Below are 18,547 nucleotides of genomic sequence, written 5' to 3'. Positions count from 1 at the left end.
ACAAGAAACATTTATTACAGAATGAACCCTTATGATGGCGAATATAATGTCTGTCCTATAGGTATTTTTCACATCCAAATACCCGCACCGCCTCAGGGGAACTGAGTTCCATGAACACTCGAGTCATCCGCAAGAAAGCAGTCTCGGCAGTCACCATTCTCGGTATTGCCGCCATTATTTATAGTTTCCCGGTGGCCACCCTTTGGTTTCTTGCTGTGCTTTGTATTTGCGGCATCTATGACTTCCTGCGCAATGGCATCTTCGACAAAGACATCATCAAAAAGTATTTTATAGGTGGCGGCCGCAATACGTGGTTGCTCGCACCCCTGAATACCTTTTTCGATCTACTGTCCAAGCCAAGCCGTTACGTTTACAAGCTGCGCGATCTTCCCGAAAGCCATCAGCAAGACATCAACTACGTGATTGAAACTGCGATGGCTCACAAGGAAGAGATCATTGCATTCCTCGATGCGCGCATGGCCCAGAAAAAGCGTGGCATGTTGTTCTTCCAATGGTATGGCCGCAAGATCGATACCGAACTCAACATTCCCGCACTTCAGAAGAAACTGCCTTATATAAAGACCATCGGCGTATCGGTTTTCAATGAAAATCAGTCGACGTCCTTTCACTTCGGGCCTTTGCGCATGATGTACCGCGTGCTCTACAACATCATGCCCGCCGCTCACCATGACGGCGTGTACATCCAAGTCAGGAAGAAAAAACACTACTGGCACGATGATCCGCTGTTCATCTTTGATGACACCCTGCTGCACGCCTCCTTCAACAAGAATGACGCCAAGCGCTACTGCCTGTTCCTCGACATACTGCGCCCGTCCTGGGCCTCTTTTATCCTGAACGGCATCGTCGCTTCGTTTGCGGGCGTAGCCTTCGCCTTGCGCCGGTTCTTTTACAAGAACTGGAAACTTATTCAGTAAGCGTGAACAACGGGAAACCTTAGTTACCCCGTCACCCTTACCCAAAAAACCCGCCTCTTGGCGGGTTTTTCGTTAGTGCTATTAAACGCTCAGATTTAGTTAACCTTGGCGCTCAATTCACCTATCAAGTGCGCTGGAACATCGCCCAGCGATGAGGTTTCGCAGCCCCTCTGGATTGAGCCACCCAGGTTTGATACACCCGCGAATGGATGAGGATTCAGTTTATATAATCAAAGGCGGGGGCGGATTAATGAATCCACACCCTCACCTTAAATAAGCTGCCCTAGCGATTTCACGGCGTAAATTGTGCGCTCAATACTTCAAATTGATGCCGGTTGCTATTGGCACCTGAAACCACTTCAAATTCCAGAAAGGCTCGATGTTTCTCAGAGAAATAATAGCCCCCTTGGAAGAGGGTCCCCGTACCTCCAGACGGGATTACCCCCAAACTTTTACTCTGCCCTGCGCCGGTCAGAAGAACTATTGCACCCACTGCCGCTGTCTTTAGCTTCACAAAATATGTCACGCTCAAAAGACCATTCCGCCCCCAATCTTTTGTATACGAAATTACAGTGCTCACCGAACCCGCGCTATTGCCGGAACTGGATGATGTTTCCTGTACCGAATCGTCGCCATCCCCATATGTATTATCTGCCATAGACATAGCCGCTATCCTTTCACTCAAAGATATAAGAGGGAGTAGATTCAAATATCTGGACACCCACACTTTTGCGTTACGATGCGAATGGTAGCCCTCTCCTGACACTGAACCAACTGTCAGAAATAACAGTCCTTAATACACATTCAGATTAACCAGACAATACATCTATCACAAAAAGTATAAGTCGTTCATCAATAACTCCGAGAGATAATCTCCACTTTTTAGCGCCAACAAAAAACCCGCCTCTCGGCGGGTTTTTTATTAGTGCTATCAAACGCTCAAACTTAGTTAACCTTGGCGTTCAACTCACCTTTCAAATAACGCTGGAACATCGCTTCCAACGAGATCGGTTTGATCTTCGAAGCATTACCGGCAGTCCCGAACGCTTCATAACGTGCGATGCACACGTCGCGCATGGCCGTTACAGTGGCGCCGAAGAATTTACGCGGATCGAATTCGCTCGGGTTGGTGGCCATCAGGCGACGCATCGCGCCAGTGGAGGCCAGACGCAGGTCGGTGTCGATGTTGACCTTGCGCACGCCGTGCTTGATGCCTTCGACGATTTCTTCAACCGGTACACCGTAGGTTTCTTTGATGTCGCCGCCGTACTGGTTGATGATCGCCAGCCACTCTTGCGGTACCGAAGAAGAACCGTGCATCACCAGGTGGGTGTTCGGGATGCGTTTGTGGATTTCCTTGATACGGTCGATAGCCAGCACGTCGCCGGTGGGTGGCTTGGTGAACTTGTAGGCGCCGTGGCTGGTGCCGATGGCGATGGCCAGGGCGTCGACCTGGGTGCGCTTGACGAAGTCAGCGGCTTCTTCCGGGTCGGTGAGCATTTGGCTGTGATCGAGCACGCCTTCTGCACCGATACCGTCTTCTTCACCGGCCATGCCGGTTTCCAGCGAACCCAGGCAGCCCAGCTCGCCTTCTACCGATACGCCGCAGGCGTGAGCCATGGCTACGGTTTGTTGGGTGACACGGACGTTGTAGTCGTAGTCGGTCGGCGTCTTGCCGTCTTCGCCGAGGGAGCCGTCCATCATCACCGAGCTGAAGCCCAGCTGGATCGAGCGCTGGCAGACGTCAGGGCTGGTGCCGTGGTCCTGGTGCATGCACACCGGGATGTGCGGGAACTCTTCGATCGCCGCCAGAATCAGGTGACGCAGGAATGGCGCGCCAGCGTATTTACGGGCGCCGGCCGAAGCCTGGACGATCACCGGGGAGTCAGTCTTGTCAGCGGCTTCCATGATGGCGCGCATCTGCTCAAGGTTGTTGACGTTGAAGGCTGGAACGCCGTAGCCGAACTCGGCTGCGTGGTCCAGCATCTGGCGCATGCTGATAAGTGCCATGGTGTGTGTCTCTCCCGGTTGAGGGTCGTTAATCGTGCAAGCCTGCCGTAGCGGCGGCTGCTATTCAAGTTAATGCAGATCGGGGGTAAGGCCGGCCTGCGAATCCGGTACAACATAAATCCTGTGTGTTACGAAGAACCCTGTGGCGAGCGAGCTTGCTCGCGCTCGGCTGCGAAGCAGTCGTAAACCAATTGACTCGGTCCTTCTGGATCGCTGAGTCGACTGGCTTTGTGACCGCTTCGCGCTCCAGCGGGAGCAAGCTCCCTCGCCACAAAAGCTCTGTGATCAGCGGTGTTACTTGGCTTTACAGCCGCGGCCGATCAAATCGTTGGTGGCGACCCAGTACACCAGGCCTTCGTCATCTTTTACGTGAAACGCCAACTGGTCGTCGCTGTACAGCGAACCAGAGCCTGCCGGATCAAGCTTCAAGCGATGAACCTGGTCGTCGCTGAGCCGCACATCCACGGTGTTGTGCGTGGCGTCGGTGTAGCGCCAGTGCACGGGGGCCTGGCTATCGCAAACCCAGTTCGTCCAATTATCGGACGCAACAGGCGACGACGCGAACGGGTTCATAGTGGCGCAACCGGCAAGTACTGCCAGCGACCCCACGGCTATCAAGCCTTTCATCCATTTTCCTCGGCAGTCGGCACACGCCAACTGCGCTGGGTATCAGTGAGTCAGACCGGTCAAGGGCAACCATGTTCCTTGGCCGGGGTCCGTGTCTCGTATTTATCCAGGCCATCTGGCCCGGAACGCTTGTTGAGCACCGGGTTGGTTTCGGCTTGCCAGTCGGCCTGGTAACAGCCTTTGTCCGGCGCGCCGGTATCCGATTCCTGCGCGGCTTTCGGGGTGCTCCCGCAGCCGGCCAGTACACCCGCTGCGATCAATGTCGCTAACGTCTTGACCATGTAAACACTCCTTTGCCTGGCCAATGGATGACCCTTAGGCCTTTGCGCGGCTTTCCAAGACTTCAACCGCTGGCAGCACTTTGCCTTCGACGAACTCGAGGAACGCGCCGCCGCCGGTAGAAATGTAGGAGATTTGATCCGCAACGCCATACTTATCGATGGCTGCCAGGGTGTCGCCGCCGCCCGCAATGGAGAACGCCGAGCTGTCTGCAATGGCCTGAGCCAGGACTTTGGTGCCGTTACCGAACTGGTCGAATTCGAATACGCCGACCGGGCCGTTCCACAGAATGGTTTTCGACGACTTCAGCAGCTCAGCGAATTGCGCTGCGGTCTGTGGGCCGATGTCGAGGATCATGTCGTCTGCTGCTACGTCGGCGATCAACTTGACGGTCGCGGTAGCGCTTTCAGCGAATTCCTTGGCAACCACCACGTCGACTGGCAACGGCACGCTGACTTTGGCAGCGATGGCACGGGCGGTGTCCAGCAGGTCTGGCTCGTACAGCGATTTGCCGACCGGGTGACCGGCAGCGGCCAGGAAGGTGTTGGCGATACCGCCACCGACGATCAGTTGGTCGCAGATCTGGCTCAGGCTGTTCAGCACGTCGAGTTTGGTCGAGACCTTGGAGCCGGCGACGATGGCTGCCATTGGCTGGGCCGGGGCGCCAAGGGCTTTGCCCAGTGCGTCCAGCTCGGCAGCCAGCAACGGGCCAGCTGCAGCGACTTTGGCGAACTTGGCCACGCCGTGGGTCGAACCCTCGGCACGGTGAGCGGTGCCGAAGGCGTCCATCACGAACACGTCGCACAGGGCGGCATATTGCTTCGCCAGTTCGTCAGTGTTCTTTTTCTCGCCTTTGTTGAAGCGCACGTTCTCGAACAGCACGATGTCGCCGGCCTTGACGTCAACGCCGTCCAGGTAGTCGGAGACCAGCGGCACTTCACGGCCCAGGGCCTTGCTCAGGTAGTCAGCGACTGGCTTGAGGCTGTTCTCGGTCGAGAACTCACCCTCGGTCGGACGGCCAAGATGCGAGCAAACCATCACCGCCGCGCCTTTTTCCAGGGCCAGCTTGATGGTCGGCAGCGAGGCCAGGATTCGCGCATCGCTGGTGACAACACCGTCCTTGACTGGGACGTTGAGGTCTTCGCGGATCAATACGCGCTTACCTTGCAGATCGAGGTCGGTCATCTTCAACACGGTCATGGGTCGCATTTCCTGGATAGCTGTTTTAGAGAGCAGGTTTTTTAGAAGCAGAGAGTTCAGAAACAGAGAGCTTGATAGCGGTTTGCAGATAGTGTCCTGCAACATCCAGCATTCGGTTGGCAAAACCCCATTCGTTGTCGAACCAGGCCAGTACGTTCACCAGCCTCGGGCCGGAAACACGGGTCTGACTGGCATCGACGATCGCCGAATGCGGGTCATGGTTGAAATCACAACTGGCATGAGGCAATTCGGTGTAAGCCAAAAGCCCCTTGAGCGGGCCATAGGTGGCGGCCTCGCGCAGGATCCGGTTGACTTCACTCGCGTCGGTGTCGGTAACGGTTTGCATCGTGATATCGAGGCAAGACACGTTGACCGTCGGCACGCGTACAGCTTTGGCCTGAATTCGTCCGGCAAGTTCCGGCAACAAGCGTTCGATACCGCGCGCCAGGCCGGTGGACACCGGGATCACCGACTGAAACGCCGAACGGGTGCGGCGCAAGTCTTCGTGGTGGTAGGCGTCAATAACCGGCTGATCGTTCATCGCCGAGTGAATCGTGGTGATCGACACGTAGTCCAGGCCAAAGGCCTGATCCAGCAGGCGCAACAGCGGCACGCCGCAGTTGGTGGTGCAGGACGCGTTGGACACCAGCAGTTCATCGCCGGTCAGGCACTCCTGATTGACGCCGTAGACGATGGTGGCGTCGACATCCGCCTCGCTGGCCATCGGCTGGGAAAACAGCACCCGCGGGGCGCCGGCGTCGAGGAAACGCTGGCCGTCTGCGCGCGTGTGGTAAGCACCAGAGCATTCAAGCACCAGATCGACGCCCAGCGACGCCCAATCGATGCCTTCGGGGGTGGCACTGCGCAGGACCTTCACGCAGTTGCCATTAATATGCAGACAATCGCCGTCAACCCTCACCTCACCGGGAAAACGCCCGTGGGTGGAGTCGAAGCGTGTCAGGTATTCGACGCTGGCCATGTCAGCCAGATCGTTGATTGCCACAATTTCAAACCCGGCAGCCGCCCCTCGCTCGAACAAAGCACGCAAGACGCAACGACCAATCCGGCCGTAGCCGTTGAGTGCAACTTTGTAAGGACGCGGTTGAGGCATGGGGTTCTCGATTACCGTGGTGAATCCGTCAGTTCAACGTTGAATGTTCCATTGTCATCGTCGGAACGCCGCCCGGGGCAAGCCTTGCTCCTACGGATAGATGATTGCCACGGGATTCGGGCACGACATCAATCTGTAGGAGCAAGGCTTGCCCGCGATGGCTTCAGAACAGGCAATACTTCACCTGGACTTAGTCTTCCAGCAGCTCTTCAGCCTGACCCAGGATGTTTTCCAGGGTGAAGCCGAACTCTTCGAACAAGGCAGGCGCAGGCGCTGACTCGCCGTAGGTGGTCATGCCGATGACGCGACCTTCCAGGCCCACGTATTTGTACCAGTAGTCCGCGTGTGCGGCCTCGATGGCGATACGGGCGCTGACCTGCAACGGCAGAACCGCTTGCTTGTAGCCGGCATCCTGAGCATCGAACACGCTGGTGCATGGCATGGAAACCACGCGCACCTTGCGACCCTGTTCAGTCAGCTTGTCGTAGGCCTGAACGGCCAGGCCGACTTCCGAACCGGTGGAGATCAGGATCAGCTCAGGCTCGCCAGCGCAGTCCTTGAGCACATAACCACCACGGTTGATCAGTTCGATCTGCACCGCGTCACGGGTTTGGTGCTGCAGGTTCTGACGCGAGAAGATCAGTGCCGTAGGACCGTCTTTACGCTCCAGGGCGTTCTTCCAGGCCACTGCCGATTCAACGGCATCGGCTGGACGCCAGGTGTCGAGGTTCGGCGTGCAGCGCAGGCTGGCCAGTTGTTCGATTGGCTGGTGAGTCGGACCGTCTTCGCCCAGACCGATGGAGTCGTGGGTGTAGACGTGGATCACACGCTGCTTCATCAGGGCGGACATACGCACGGCGTTGCGGGCGTATTCCATGAACATCAGGAAAGTTGCGCCGTAAGGCACCAGGCCGCCGTGCAGGGCTACGCCGTTCATGATGGCAGTCATGCCGAACTCGCGAACGCCGTAGTACATGTAGTTGCCGCTGGCGTCTTCAGCGCTGACACCTTTGCAACCTTTCCACAGGGTCAGGTTGGAACCGGCCAGGTCAGCCGAACCGCCAAGCATTTCCGGCAGCAGCGGGCCGAACGCGTTCAGGGCGTTCTGGCTGGCTTTACGGCTGGCGATGGTTTCGCCCTTGGCTGCGACTTCAGCGATGTAGGCCGAGGCTTTTTCAGCGAAGTCTTCTGGCAGCTCACCGCTCAGACGACGGACCAGCTCGTTGGCCAGCTCCGGGAATTCGGCGGAGTAGGCAGCGAAACGCTGATCCCACTCGGCTTCGACAGCGCGACCGGCTTCCTTCGCGTCCCACTCGGCATAGATGTCGGCCGGGATTTCGAACGGGCCGTAGTTCCACTTCAGCGCAGTGCGGGTCAAGGCGATTTCCGCGTCACCCAGTGGGGCACCGTGGCAATCTTCCTTGCCTTGCTTGTTCGGCGAACCGAAGCCGATGGTGGTTTTGCAGCAGATCAGCGTCGGTTGCGCGCTTTTGCGTGCCGTCTCGATCGCGATCTTGATCTCTTCCGGGTCGTGACCGTCAACGTTGCGGATCACTTGCCAGTTGTAGGCTTCGAAACGCTTCGGGGTGTCATCGGTGAACCAGCCTTCGACTTCGCCGTCGATGGAGATGCCGTTGTCATCGTAGAAAGCGATCAGTTTGCCCAGGCCCAGCGTACCGGCCAGGGAGCTGACTTCGTGGGAAATGCCTTCCATCATGCAGCCATCACCCAGGAACACATAGGTGTGGTGATCGACAACGTTGTGACCTGGACGGTTGAACTGCGCCGCCAGGACTTTTTCTGCCAGGGCAAAGCCCACGGCGTTGGCCAGGCCCTGACCCAACGGGCCAGTGGTGGTTTCAACACCCGGGGTATAACCGAGTTCCGGGTGGCCCGGTGTGCGGCTGTGCAGTTGGCGGAAGTTTTTCAGGTCATCGATCGACAGGTCGTAGCCGGTCAGGTGCAGCAACGAGTAAAGCAACATCGAGCCGTGACCGTTGGACAGGATGAACCGGTCGCGGTCGGCAAACGATGGATTGCTCGGGTTGTGCTTGAGGTAGTCACGCCAAAGCACTTCGGCGATATCCGCCATACCCATAGGGGCACCGGGATGGCCGCTGTTGGCTTTTTGCACGGCATCCATGCTGAGGGCACGAATGGCGTTGGCACGCTCACGACGGCTGGGCATCGCTGTTCTCCTGCTGGTACTGAATCGAGAGTGAATAAAACGAAACGGAAAAAAGGCGAGCATTTTCCCTCAGCGGACAGCCTCGGGGCAATGACAGATAGTCATCTGGAGACGTTTTTCCCACGGATAACGACGGTTTCGGGTGATGAAACCTTTCCGCTGTACGTTTGTAGAGTTAATCATCCCGTGAGAAGTGCCATCCATCGAGCAATATCAAAACTTTTTGATATTGCCCTTGCAGGGATTTCTACGCATCACTAGACTGCTGGCCTTATGAACTTACGCGTGCCTTCCATTCGTCATGACGATTGCGATGAGCTGGCGGCCTTGTGCAAGGCCGGCGGCGATCCGTTGCGGCTGAATGTTTTGCGCGCACTGGCCAACGATTCGTTCGGCGTGCTGGAGCTGGCGCAAATCTTCGCCACCGGCCAATCGGGCATGAGCCACCACTTGAAGGTGCTGGCCCAGGCTGAGCTGGTAGCGACCCGCCGTGAAGGCAACGCGATTTTTTACCGTCGCGCCCTGCCCCACACCGAATTGTTGGGCGGCAAGCTGCATGCAGCACTGCTCGACGAAGTGGACAACCTGACCCTGCCCAGCGATGTGCAGGCGCGGATCAGCCAGGTCCACGGACAACGAGCCGCTGCCAGCCAGGACTTTTTCTCACGGGTTGCGGAAAAGTTTCGCGCCCAGCAAGACTTGATCGCCGGCTTGGCGCAGTACCGTGAAAGCGTGCTGGCCCTGCTCGACAAGTTGAGCTTCAGCGAAGGTGCCACCGCGATTGAAGTCGGCCCCGGCGACGGCAGTTTTCTGCCGGAACTGGCGCGCCGCTTCAGTCAGGTCACAGCGCTCGACAATAGCCCGGCGATGCTCGAACTGGCGCGCCAGGTCTGCGAACGTGAAAAGCTGGCTAACGTCAGCCTGCAATTGGCCGATGCATTGGATGGCGTAAGCCTTGAGGCCAATTGCGTTGTACTGAACATGGTCTTGCACCATTTCGCCGCGCCAGCCGATGCGCTCAAGCACATGGCCGACTTGCTGCAACCAGGCGGTAGCCTGTTAGTGACAGAGTTATGTAGCCACAACCAAAGTTGGGCCAAGGAGGCCTGCGGTGATCTTTGGTTGGGGTTTGAACAGGACGATTTGGCCCGTTGGGCCACCGCTGCGGGACTCGTTCCCGGGGAAAGCCTCTATGTAGGCTTACGTAATGGTTTCCAGATCCAGGTCCGCCACTTTCAGCGACCGGCTGGCGACACTCACCATCGGTAAATTCAGGAAAACATCGAGATGAGCGAATACTCCCTTTTCACCTCCGAGTCCGTGTCTGAAGGGCATCCGGACAAAATCGCCGACCAGATTTCTGATGCGGTGCTGGACGCCATCATTGCTGAAGACAAGTTCGCCCGTGTGGCGTGCGAGACTCTGGTGAAAACGGGCGTGGCGATCATCGCCGGCGAAGTCACCACCTCGGCCTGGGTCGATCTGGAAGACATCGTCCGCAACGTGATCCTCGACATCGGCTACAACAGCTCGAACGTCGGCTTCGACGGCGCGACCTGCGGCGTGATGAACATCATCGGCAAGCAGTCCCCCGACATCAACCAGGGTGTTGATCGTGCCAAGCCTGAAGACCAGGGCGCCGGCGACCAGGGCCTGATGTTCGGCTACGCCAGCAACGAAACCGACGTGCTGATGCCAGCACCGATCACCTTCTCGCACCAACTGGTTCAGCGCCAGGCCGAAGCCCGCAAGTCCGGCCTGCTGCCTTGGCTGCGTCCAGACGCCAAGTCGCAAGTGACCTGCCGCTACGAAAACGGCAAGGTTGTCGGTATCGACGCCGTTGTACTGTCGACCCAGCACAACCCGGAAGTATCCTACAAAGACCTGCGCGAAGGCGTGATGGAACTGATCGTCAAGCACGTGCTGCCTGCCGAGCTGCTGTCCAAGGACACCCAGTTCCACATCAACCCGACTGGCCAGTTCATCATCGGTGGCCCGGTGGGCGACTGCGGCCTGACCGGTCGCAAGATCATCGTTGACAGCTACGGCGGCATGGCCCGTCACGGCGGCGGCGCGTTCTCCGGTAAAGATCCATCGAAGGTTGACCGTTCGGCTGCCTACGCCGGTCGTTATGTGGCCAAGAACATCGTGGCTGCCGGCCTGGCCGAGCGTTGCGAGATTCAGGTTTCCTACGCCATCGGCGTCGCTCAGCCGACTTCGATTTCGTTGAACACCTTCGGCACCGGCAAGATCAGCGACGACAAGATCGTCAAACTGGTCCGCGAAGTGTTCGACCTGCGTCCATACGCAATCACCACCATGCTCGACCTGCTGCACCCGATGTACCAGGACACCGCTGCGTACGGCCACTTCGGTCGCACCCCGGAAATCAAAACCGTGGGCGACGATACGTTCACCACGTTCACCTGGGAAAAAACCGACCGCGCCGACGCCCTGCGCGCTGCTGCCGGCCTGTAAGACTTTCCTGGCTGCACAAAAAGCCCCGCACGGTTCGCCGTGCGGGGCTTTTTCATGGGCGCTGGTCCAGCCTGGACACACCCTGAAAACTACCTGTGCTCGCCAGCCTCCCTGCTGATCTAGCCTTCAGGCATTCCCCTCGAGCAAGGATGCTCATGATGCTGCCTACGCTTCGTCTATTGATCGGTTTCTGGTTGATCGTTGCCTGCCTGAACGCCAACGCCAACACCAATAGCTGTCCCGACTGGCTCCCCATACGAGCCCAGGCCGAAATCACCGCGCTGCAAGCGCAAATCGAGCGCTGGGACGACAGCTATCACCGGCAAGGACACTCACTGGTCGCCGACGAAATCTACGACCAATCCCGTGCCCACCTCAAAGCTTGGCGAGCATGTTTTGGCGGGACCACAACACCTGAGAATCCGTTGCGTGCCGCCCGCGGCACGGTTACCCATCCGATTCCCCACACCGGCCTCGAAAAGCTCATCGACGGTCGTGCCGTCGAAGCCTGGCTCAAGACTCGCGACGATATCTGGGTTCAGCCCAAAGTCGATGGCGTAGCGGTCACGTTGATTTACCGCGAGGGTCAGCTCCAGCAGGCGATCAGTCGCGGCGACGGTATCAACGGCCAGGACTGGACCGCCTCGGCGCACAAGATCGCCGCGATCCCCCAGCAACTGCCGCAGCCACTGGACTTGCTGCTGCAAGGCGAACTCTATTGGCGCCTGACGGATCATGTACAAGCCAAGAGCGGCAGCCTGAACGCCCGTAGCGCCGTGGCCGGGTTGATGTCCCGTAAAGAACTGAACCCTGTGGACGCCAACGGGATCGGGCTATTTGTCTGGGATTGGCCGCAAGGTCCGACCAGCTTGCCGGAGCGCCTGCTCGCCCTGAAAGTATTGGGCTTCCCTGACAGTGAGTTCTACAGCCAGCCCGTCGGCGCACTTGCCGATGCTGAGCATTGGCGCGATCACTGGTATCGCACACCCCTGCCGTTTGCCAGTGACGGTATTGTCTTGCGTCAGAGCCAACGTCCGGCGGCAGAGCGCTGGGAGGCGAAAACTCCGTTCTGGAGCGTGGCCTGGAAGTACCCTTTCGCCCAGGCGTTGGCTGAAGTGCGCAAGGTCAACTTCAAGATCGGGCGCACCGGGCGCGTCACTCCGGTGCTTGAGCTTGCGCCGGTCATGCTCGATGACCGACAGATCAAACGTGTCAGCGTGAGTTCGTTGCAGCGCTGGCAGGCCATGGACATTCGCCCCGGCGATCAGGTCGCCATCAGCCTTGCCGGGCTGACCATCCCGCGACTCGACAGGGTCGTGTTGCGCAGCACTGAACGACCCGAGGTGAACGCACCACGCGCAGAAGACTTTCATCACCTCAGCTGTTGGCAACCGACACCGGGCTGCGAAAGCCAGTTTCTCGCACGACTGACCTGGCTCAGTGGCAAGCAAGGCCTGGCGCTGCGCCATATCGGCCCCGGCACCTGGGAAAAACTGATCAGTGCCGGACGCCTCAAGGGTTTGCTCGATTGGTTGACCCTCGACGCCCAAGAGCTTGCTAACATTGACGGCTTCGGCGAGCGCAGCAGTGTCCGCTTGCTGAACAGCCTGCAAAGCGCCCGACAACAGCCCTTTTCACGCTGGCTGAAAGCATTGGGTTTGCCGCCTACAGGTGAGGCCATACTTGCAGACTCATGGCATTTACTGGCGCAACGAGACACTGAGCAATGGCAGACCGAAGCCGGAATCGGCCCGGGGCGCGCGGCGCAGTTGAGCGCATTTTTCCGCGACCCGCAGGTGCTGGCCTTGAGCGAACAATTACACGCTGCCGGAATAGACGGCTTCTAGCTATGCAGAGAGCTGGCAGTTTTGAACCCAATGAGTGTCGATGCGCTCCAACAGCCCATCTGCTGCCGACCTGATGATTTTTTAAACGGAGCCTTTATGAAATTTCTTTCACCGCTCGTCATGCTGACCCTTTGTGGCGTCATGACGGCACCGCTGATGGCTGCCGAAGAAACTCCGCAACTCACTGGCTGCGCCGCCAAACGCCAGTCCATCAGCAACCAGATCGAACAGGCCAGGGCCCATGCCAACGCCGGGCAACAGGCGGGCCTGGAAAAAGCCCTGAGCGAAGCCACCGAGCACTGCAACGACGCCTCCTTGAAGAAAGAGCGCGAGAACAAGGTGCTCGACGCCAAGCACGAAGTCAGCCGCCGTCAGGCCGACCTCGACAAGGCCATGAAACAGGGCGACGCCGAGAAAATAAACAAACGCAAAGACAAACTCGCCGAGTCCCGCAAGGAATTGCAGCGAGCGCTGGATGAGCTGGATAAGTAAATCCGAGATCGATGAGTGCAGCAGCTTTTGTGGCGAGGGAGCTTGCTCCCGCTCGGACGCGTAGCGTTCGCAGTCCGGCTATCGCGATTTCCCGGGATAATCGCGATAGCCGATGTTGGGGCGGCTTCGCCACCCAGCGGGAGCAAGCTCCCTCGCCACAGAGTTATCAGTTGAACCTGAAATCAGTGATCACGAAACTGTTTATGGCACGCACTACAGGCGTCTTCGACTTTCTGCACGGCCGGGCCCAGGTTACTGGCCTTGTACGGCTGAACCTGGCTGGCGATCACCAATTCACCGGTGGCAGCCTCAAGCGTGCGGGCCATTTCCTGGAAACGTGCCTGCTGCTGCCAGACATCGTCTTTGGCGCTGGTTTTGCCGTCCTCACGAACCTGTGGGAAATGCTTCCACGGCTCATGGGACAAGGCGTCGAGCTTGACTGCGCCGGCGGTAAAACGCGGGCCATCGAACGGGATACGTCCCCGCAACATGCCGCCCAGGTCTTCGCCAGTCTTGAGCATTTGCTTGAAAATCGCCTTGCGCTGACCCAGCGGCGAGTTCGGATCGACACCGCCACAGGCGGACAGCGTCAGGCAGGCCAGCAATACAACAGAAAGTCTTTTAAGAGTCATGGTGGCTTCAGGTCACGGGAAACGGCGGCCAGTATCCTCGCGTCGTCGGCAAAGACCAATAGCCCTATTAACAATACGGGTTGCCTGAACGCTGGAAGCGCTCGGGCAACCTGCACAGGAAATACTGCATGAACAGCCGTTTCAAGGCCTGGCGCAACACTCTGCTCTGGACCGTACCGATGGTCGCCCTGCTCGCCGGTTGCAACAGTGGCGACACCGCAAAACCACAAACCCACGCCATTGCCACCTATTCCAGCGCGACGTGGGAAGCTTTGCCGGCGGTATCTGATAATGACTTGCTGGCCGGCTTCGGTTCCTGGCGCAGCGCCTGCACCCGCCTGAAATCCGACCCGGTCTGGGGCGCGACCTGCGCAGCGGCCGCCAATGTGCCGCAAACCGCAGACGCCATCCGCGGCTTTCTCAAGGAACAGCTGGCGGTCTACGGCCTGCGCTCCTCCAGCGGCAATGCGAATGGCTTGATCACCGGCTATTACGAGCCGGTCTATCCGGGCAGCCTGACGCAGAACCCGGTGGCCAATGTGCCGGTTTACGGTGTACCGGACGACATGATCATCGTCTCGCTCGAGAGCATTTACCCCGAACTCAAAGGCAAGCGCCTGCGCGGTCGCCTTGAAGGCCGGGTGCTCAAGCCTTACGACGATGCCGCCGCCATTGAAACCAAAGGGGTCAAGGCGCCTGTGCTGGCGTGGCTGACCGATCCGATGGACCTGCAGTTTCTACAAATCCAGGGCTCGGGCCGCATTCAGCTGGAAGATGGCCGCCAACTGCGCATCGGTTATGCCGACCAGAACGGTCACCCGTACCGCCCAATTGGCCGCTGGCTGGTGGATCAGGGCGAACTGAAGAAGGAAGACGTGACCATGGGCGCCATCAGTGCCTGGGCCAAGGCCCACCCGACGCGCATTCCTGAACTGCTCGGCAGTAACCCGAGCTACGTGTTCTTCAGCCGCAATCCTGACAGCAACGAAGGCCCGCGCGGCTCGTTGAACGTGCCGCTGACCTCGGGTTACAGCGTGGCGGTGGATCGCAAGGTGATTCCGCTGGGCAGTCTGCTGTGGTTATCCACGACCCGCCCTGATGGCAGCGCACTGGTACGCCCCGTCGCCGCACAGGACACCGGTGGCGCGATCACCGGCGAAGTTCGCGCCGACCTGTTCTGGGGCACCGGCGATGCCGCCGGGCAACTGGCCGGCGACATGAAACAGCAAGGGCAAATCTGGATGCTCTGGCCAAAAGGCGCGGCACTACCGCAACTGCCGCAGGTGACCGACACAAAGTAAGTCGCACCCAATACGCTGTTGACTCCTGTAGCAGCTGGCGAAGCCTGCTGCTACAAAAACGGTTCCGCATCGCGTCAGATCGACACAAAAAAGAAGGCGGCAATCAATCCCATGCCGACAAACCACACCAGCGAACGCAGGATCGCCCAGTCTGCCAGGTAGCAGATGATGTAAAGCAGGCGGCTGGTGATGAACAGCACCGACAGCACGTTGATCGTCACCAGTTCGGCATTGCCGACCAGGTGCGCGACGATGACCGCGGCGGCAAACGCCGGGGTGACTTCAAAGCTGTTCAACTGGGCCCAGTGGGCACGCTTGGCGAACCCTTCGAGGGACTCAAGAAAATCTCGCGGATCATGATTATCCCGAAGCCCGAACTTGCCGCCGATCTTGGCAATGGCGGTGCAAACGTACGGCAAGAAAATCGCGATCAATACACACCACAGGGCAACGTTCATTGCAGATTCCTTTTTAGAGTTTCGTAAACACTCGCTCAGAACTTCATCACGAGCATGCCGGCCAATACCAGCCCACAAGCCAAGAGCCTGGGCCGGCCGAAAGGTTCCTTGAGGTAACGCATGCCGAACAGCACCACCAGAATCACACTGATTTCGCGCAGCGCCGCCGCTTCGGCGATCGACCCCAACTGCATGGCCCAGAGCACCAAAGCGTAGCTGAACAACACGCAGAACCCGACACCCAAGCCCAGTCGCCACTGCTCACGCCAGAACAGCATAAAAGCCGGACGCTTGCGCACCAGTGCCAACAGCGGAAACGGCCAGGCACTGAGCAGCGTCACCCAGACCAGGTAATCGAGCGGGTGCGACCAGCGCCGCAACGCCTGCCCATCGATAAAGGTGTAGCCGCCGATGCACAAGCCGATCAGCACCACTACCGGCAACATCGACCACGGCAAACGCTCCCCGCCACCGCCCTGCCAAAGCAGGCACAGCATGCCGAACGGGATCAGCAAAATGCCGAGGATCTGCTGGGTCGTCAGCACTTCGCCGGCAAAGATCAGTGTCAGCGCCAGGACCACCAACGGCGACAAACCGCGCATCAGCGGATAGACCAACCCGAGATCGCCGACCCGATAGGCCTGGATCAGCAGATAGCGATAGAGCAACTCGAAGGCGGCCGAAGCGAGTATCCACGGCCAGATGCCCATCGGCGGCAGCGCGACGAAACCCAGCATCAGCGCGACAAACAGCATCGCTACACTGTCCATGCAGGCCACGACCAATAACCGCTCAGCACTGAACTTGATCAGGGTATTCCAGGCTGCGTGCAACAACGCCGCCACCAACACCAGAATCGTCGCAAGCACCCTGCTCTCCTTGCCCGCATCAACCGAATTGATTCGCCATATGTCAGCAGCTGTTTATACTGCAACCGACCACGCCGCACTCAGTTGCGCACATACTTATTCCAATAAATTTCTGCTGCTACCCGATTCTCACGGAACCGGGAGCTCGCATGCGTATGCCTGATCAGAGCGTCAAGACTACCGACAGAGACCTTGCGCATGCCACTCGCCTTGCTTGCACTGGCTGTTGCCGCCTTCGGCATCGGCACCACTGAATTCGTCATCATGGGCTTGCTGCCCGATGTCGCCCGCGACCTCGCCGTGAGCATCCCCGAGGCCGGCCTGCTGATTACCGGCTACGCCCTTGGCGTGGTGTTCGGCGCGCCGATCCTCGCGGTCGGGACGGCCAACATGCCACGCAAAGCCACGCTGCTGGGCATGACGCTGATGTTCATCCTTGGCAACATGCTCTGCGCACTCGCCCCGAACTACGCCACATTGATGGCCGCACGGGTGATTACTGCGTTGTGCCACGGTGCATTCTTCGGCATCGGTTCAGTGGTCGCTGCAGGTTTAGTGGCACCGAACAAACGCGCCCAGGCAATTGCGATGATGTTCACCGGCCTGACCCTCGCCAACGTACTCGGCGTACCGCTGGGCACCGCGCTCGGGCAATACGCCGGCTGGCGCTCGACCTTCTGGGCGGTGTCGGTGATCGGCGTGATCGCGGCCATCGCCCAGTGGGTCTGGTTGCCGAAAGAGATCGCCATGGACAAAGCCAACCTGGCCAGCGAATTCAAGGTACTGGGCAAAACCAATGTGCTGCTGGCGTTGGGCATGAGCGTGCTGGCGTCGACCAGCCTGTTCAGTGTCTTCACCTACATAGCACCGATCCTGCAGGACATTACCGGCGTCAGCCCGCACGGCGTAACCATCATGCTGTTGTTGTTCGGTGTGGGCTTGACCGCCGGCAGCATGCTCGGCGGACGCTTGGCCGACAGCCGTTTGCTGCCGTCATTGGTCGGCATGGCCCTCGCGGTCGTGCTGGTGCTGGCCGCGTTCAGCCAGACCAGCCACTCGGTGATCCCGGCCGCCATCACCCTTGTACTGTGGGGTGTGTTCGCCTTCGCACTGTGCCCGATCCTGCAACTGCTGATCATCGACCAGGCTCATGAGGCGCCGAACCTGGGTTCGACGCTAAACCAGAGCGCCTTCAACCTGGGCAATGCCGCCGGAGCGTGGATCGGCGGACTGGTCGTCGCCAGCGGCGCCAACCTTGCAGACCTGCCATGGACCGGTGCACTGGTCAGCGGCTTGACCGTGCTGACGGCGCTGTTCTTTATCTACCTGCAACGCCGCAGCGCAGTGACAGCCAACGTCCCCGGCTAAGTCTTTGGATGAAGCTGTGCAACGACACAAAACCCTTGTGGCGAGGGAGCTTGCTCCCGCTGGGGCGCGCAGCGGCCCTAAAACCTGCAATCGAGTTTTGTCAGACACAACGCATTAATCGATCTGCGACCGCTTCGCGGCCGAGCGGGAGCAAGCTCCCTCGCCACAGGGGCCGCGGTCATTCGACGGCGGGGTCATCCTGGAACTGGTCCTTGACGTACTTGATCTCGGTCCGGCCATGGGGCGTAGGCAAGCCGTCTTCGCCCAGGTTGACGAAAACCATCTTCTCGACCGTCAGGATGCTTTTGCGGGTGATCTTGTTGCGCACCTCGCACGTCAGGGTGATCGAGGTACGACCGAATTCGGTAGCGGTGATACCCAGTTCGATGATGTCGCCCTGGCGCGAGGCGCTGACGAAGTTGATTTCGGAAATGTACTTGGTGACCACGCGCTGATTGCCCAGCTGGACGATTGCGTAAATGGCGGCCTCTTCGTCGATCCAGCGCAGCAGGCTACCGCCGAACAGCGTGCCGTTGGGGTTAAGGTCTTCGGGTTTTACCCATTTGCGGGTGTGGAAATTCATGCTCGCTCCTGACCGTCTTGCCGATTGATGCCGGCCATCATGGCAGACCGGGCAGTCATGCTCCATGAGGCTTCGACTATCGTCGCCATTAACGATCTTCATCTGGCCGACAGAAACCCTTTGGAAGTCTGGCCCAGACGGCTATAATCGCCCCCGTTTCAAAACGGTC

At 58.8% G+C, this 18,547-nt stretch carries 18 protein-coding genes; 7 read left to right on the top strand and 11 right to left on the bottom strand.

Going from position 1 to position 18,547, the window contains the following annotated elements; all coding sequences use genetic code 11:
* The first annotated feature begins 110 nt into the window (after positions 1 to 110).
* Entirely contained in the window at positions 111 to 935 is an 825-nt protein-coding gene (locus AC1RJ3_RS06970) for an aspartyl/asparaginyl beta-hydroxylase domain-containing protein (RefSeq protein WP_347928209.1), read from the top strand.
* A 292-nt stretch (positions 936 to 1,227) separates the two neighbouring features.
* Here the strand turns inward: AC1RJ3_RS06970 and AC1RJ3_RS06965 are convergent, their stop codons facing one another.
* The 7 genes from AC1RJ3_RS06965 to tkt all read right to left on the bottom strand — a co-directional run bounded on the left by AC1RJ3_RS06965 (position 1,228) and on the right by tkt (position 8,350).
* Positions 1,228 to 1,599: a hypothetical protein gene (locus AC1RJ3_RS06965; RefSeq protein ID WP_493078117.1), complete on the bottom strand. Its 372-nt coding sequence runs from the start codon at positions 1,597 to 1,599 to the stop codon at positions 1,228 to 1,230.
* A 281-nt stretch (positions 1,600 to 1,880) separates the two neighbouring features.
* Positions 1,881 to 2,945 (bottom strand): class II fructose-bisphosphate aldolase, encoded by a 1,065-nt coding sequence (gene fba / locus AC1RJ3_RS06960; RefSeq protein WP_019694035.1) that lies wholly within the window; start codon positions 2,943 to 2,945, stop codon positions 1,881 to 1,883.
* 294 nt (positions 2,946 to 3,239) lie between these two features.
* Positions 3,240 to 3,572: an MliC family protein gene (locus tag AC1RJ3_RS06955; RefSeq protein WP_054594418.1), complete on the bottom strand. Its 333-nt coding sequence runs from the start codon at positions 3,570 to 3,572 to the stop codon at positions 3,240 to 3,242.
* A 59-nt stretch (positions 3,573 to 3,631) separates the two neighbouring features.
* Positions 3,632 to 3,853 (bottom strand): hypothetical protein, encoded by a 222-nt coding sequence (locus AC1RJ3_RS06950; protein WP_054594419.1) that lies wholly within the window; start codon positions 3,851 to 3,853, stop codon positions 3,632 to 3,634.
* 34 nt (positions 3,854 to 3,887) lie between these two features.
* Positions 3,888 to 5,051: a phosphoglycerate kinase gene (locus tag AC1RJ3_RS06945; protein ID WP_493078114.1), complete on the bottom strand. Its 1,164-nt coding sequence runs from the start codon at positions 5,049 to 5,051 to the stop codon at positions 3,888 to 3,890.
* Between the two features lie 25 nt (positions 5,052 to 5,076).
* The gene (epd, locus tag AC1RJ3_RS06940) at positions 5,077 to 6,162 is read right to left on the bottom strand and encodes an erythrose-4-phosphate dehydrogenase (RefSeq protein WP_347928212.1); all 1,086 of its coding nucleotides are present in this window, start codon (positions 6,160 to 6,162) and stop codon (positions 5,077 to 5,079) included.
* A gap of 190 nt (positions 6,163 to 6,352) precedes the next feature.
* On the bottom strand, positions 6,353 to 8,350 hold the full coding sequence (tkt, locus tag AC1RJ3_RS06935; protein WP_054594422.1) for a transketolase: 1,998 nt from the start codon (positions 8,348 to 8,350) through the stop codon (positions 6,353 to 6,355).
* 273 nt (positions 8,351 to 8,623) lie between these two features.
* Here tkt and AC1RJ3_RS06930 point away from each other — a divergent pair, with 273 nt between their 5' ends.
* From AC1RJ3_RS06930 to AC1RJ3_RS06915, 4 genes are all read left to right on the top strand, one after another.
* Entirely contained in the window at positions 8,624 to 9,619 is a 996-nt protein-coding gene (locus tag AC1RJ3_RS06930; protein WP_493078111.1) for an ArsR/SmtB family transcription factor, read from the top strand.
* Between the two features lie 18 nt (positions 9,620 to 9,637).
* Positions 9,638 to 10,828, top strand: a complete 1,191-nt coding sequence (gene metK, locus AC1RJ3_RS06925; RefSeq protein WP_054594424.1) for a methionine adenosyltransferase — start codon at positions 9,638 to 9,640, stop codon at positions 10,826 to 10,828.
* 158 nt (positions 10,829 to 10,986) lie between these two features.
* On the top strand, positions 10,987 to 12,675 hold the full coding sequence (gene ligB / locus AC1RJ3_RS06920; protein WP_493078109.1) for an NAD-dependent DNA ligase LigB: 1,689 nt from the start codon (positions 10,987 to 10,989) through the stop codon (positions 12,673 to 12,675).
* Between the two features lie 96 nt (positions 12,676 to 12,771).
* On the top strand, positions 12,772 to 13,167 hold the full coding sequence (locus AC1RJ3_RS06915; RefSeq protein WP_427547169.1) for a DUF1090 domain-containing protein: 396 nt from the start codon (positions 12,772 to 12,774) through the stop codon (positions 13,165 to 13,167).
* A 182-nt stretch (positions 13,168 to 13,349) separates the two neighbouring features.
* Here AC1RJ3_RS06915 and AC1RJ3_RS06910 read toward each other — a convergent pair whose 3' ends face one another.
* Positions 13,350 to 13,799 carry a c-type cytochrome gene (locus tag AC1RJ3_RS06910; protein ID WP_347928216.1) on the bottom strand — a complete coding sequence of 150 codons (450 nt, stop codon included), beginning with the start codon at positions 13,797 to 13,799 and terminating at the stop codon, positions 13,350 to 13,352.
* A gap of 128 nt (positions 13,800 to 13,927) precedes the next feature.
* On the opposite strand from AC1RJ3_RS06910, the gene mltA reads away from it, so the two are divergent.
* On the top strand, positions 13,928 to 15,100 hold the full coding sequence (gene mltA, locus AC1RJ3_RS06905; protein WP_103316715.1) for a murein transglycosylase A: 1,173 nt from the start codon (positions 13,928 to 13,930) through the stop codon (positions 15,098 to 15,100).
* A gap of 74 nt (positions 15,101 to 15,174) precedes the next feature.
* On the opposite strand, the gene AC1RJ3_RS06900 is transcribed toward mltA, so the two are convergent.
* Entirely contained in the window at positions 15,175 to 15,558 is a 384-nt protein-coding gene (locus AC1RJ3_RS06900; protein ID WP_103316718.1) for an MAPEG family protein, read from the bottom strand.
* A gap of 35 nt (positions 15,559 to 15,593) precedes the next feature.
* Complete coding sequence (locus AC1RJ3_RS06895) at positions 15,594 to 16,427, bottom strand: EamA family transporter (protein ID WP_493078105.1); 834 nt, start codon at positions 16,425 to 16,427, stop codon at positions 15,594 to 15,596.
* 198 nt (positions 16,428 to 16,625) lie between these two features.
* Here AC1RJ3_RS06895 and AC1RJ3_RS06890 point away from each other — a divergent pair, with 198 nt between their 5' ends.
* On the top strand, positions 16,626 to 17,795 hold the full coding sequence (locus tag AC1RJ3_RS06890; protein ID WP_493078103.1) for an MFS transporter: 1,170 nt from the start codon (positions 16,626 to 16,628) through the stop codon (positions 17,793 to 17,795).
* A gap of 178 nt (positions 17,796 to 17,973) precedes the next feature.
* On the opposite strand, the gene AC1RJ3_RS06885 is transcribed toward AC1RJ3_RS06890, so the two are convergent.
* Positions 17,974 to 18,378, bottom strand: coding sequence for an acyl-CoA thioesterase (locus AC1RJ3_RS06885; protein WP_103316724.1), 405 nt, complete (start codon positions 18,376 to 18,378; stop codon positions 17,974 to 17,976).
* Positions 18,379 to 18,547 lie beyond the last annotated feature (169 nt).

Source organism: Pseudomonas sp. GW822-FHT04C11, from assembly GCF_058800905.1.
This window is presented reverse-complemented; position numbering and strand designations above follow the sequence as displayed.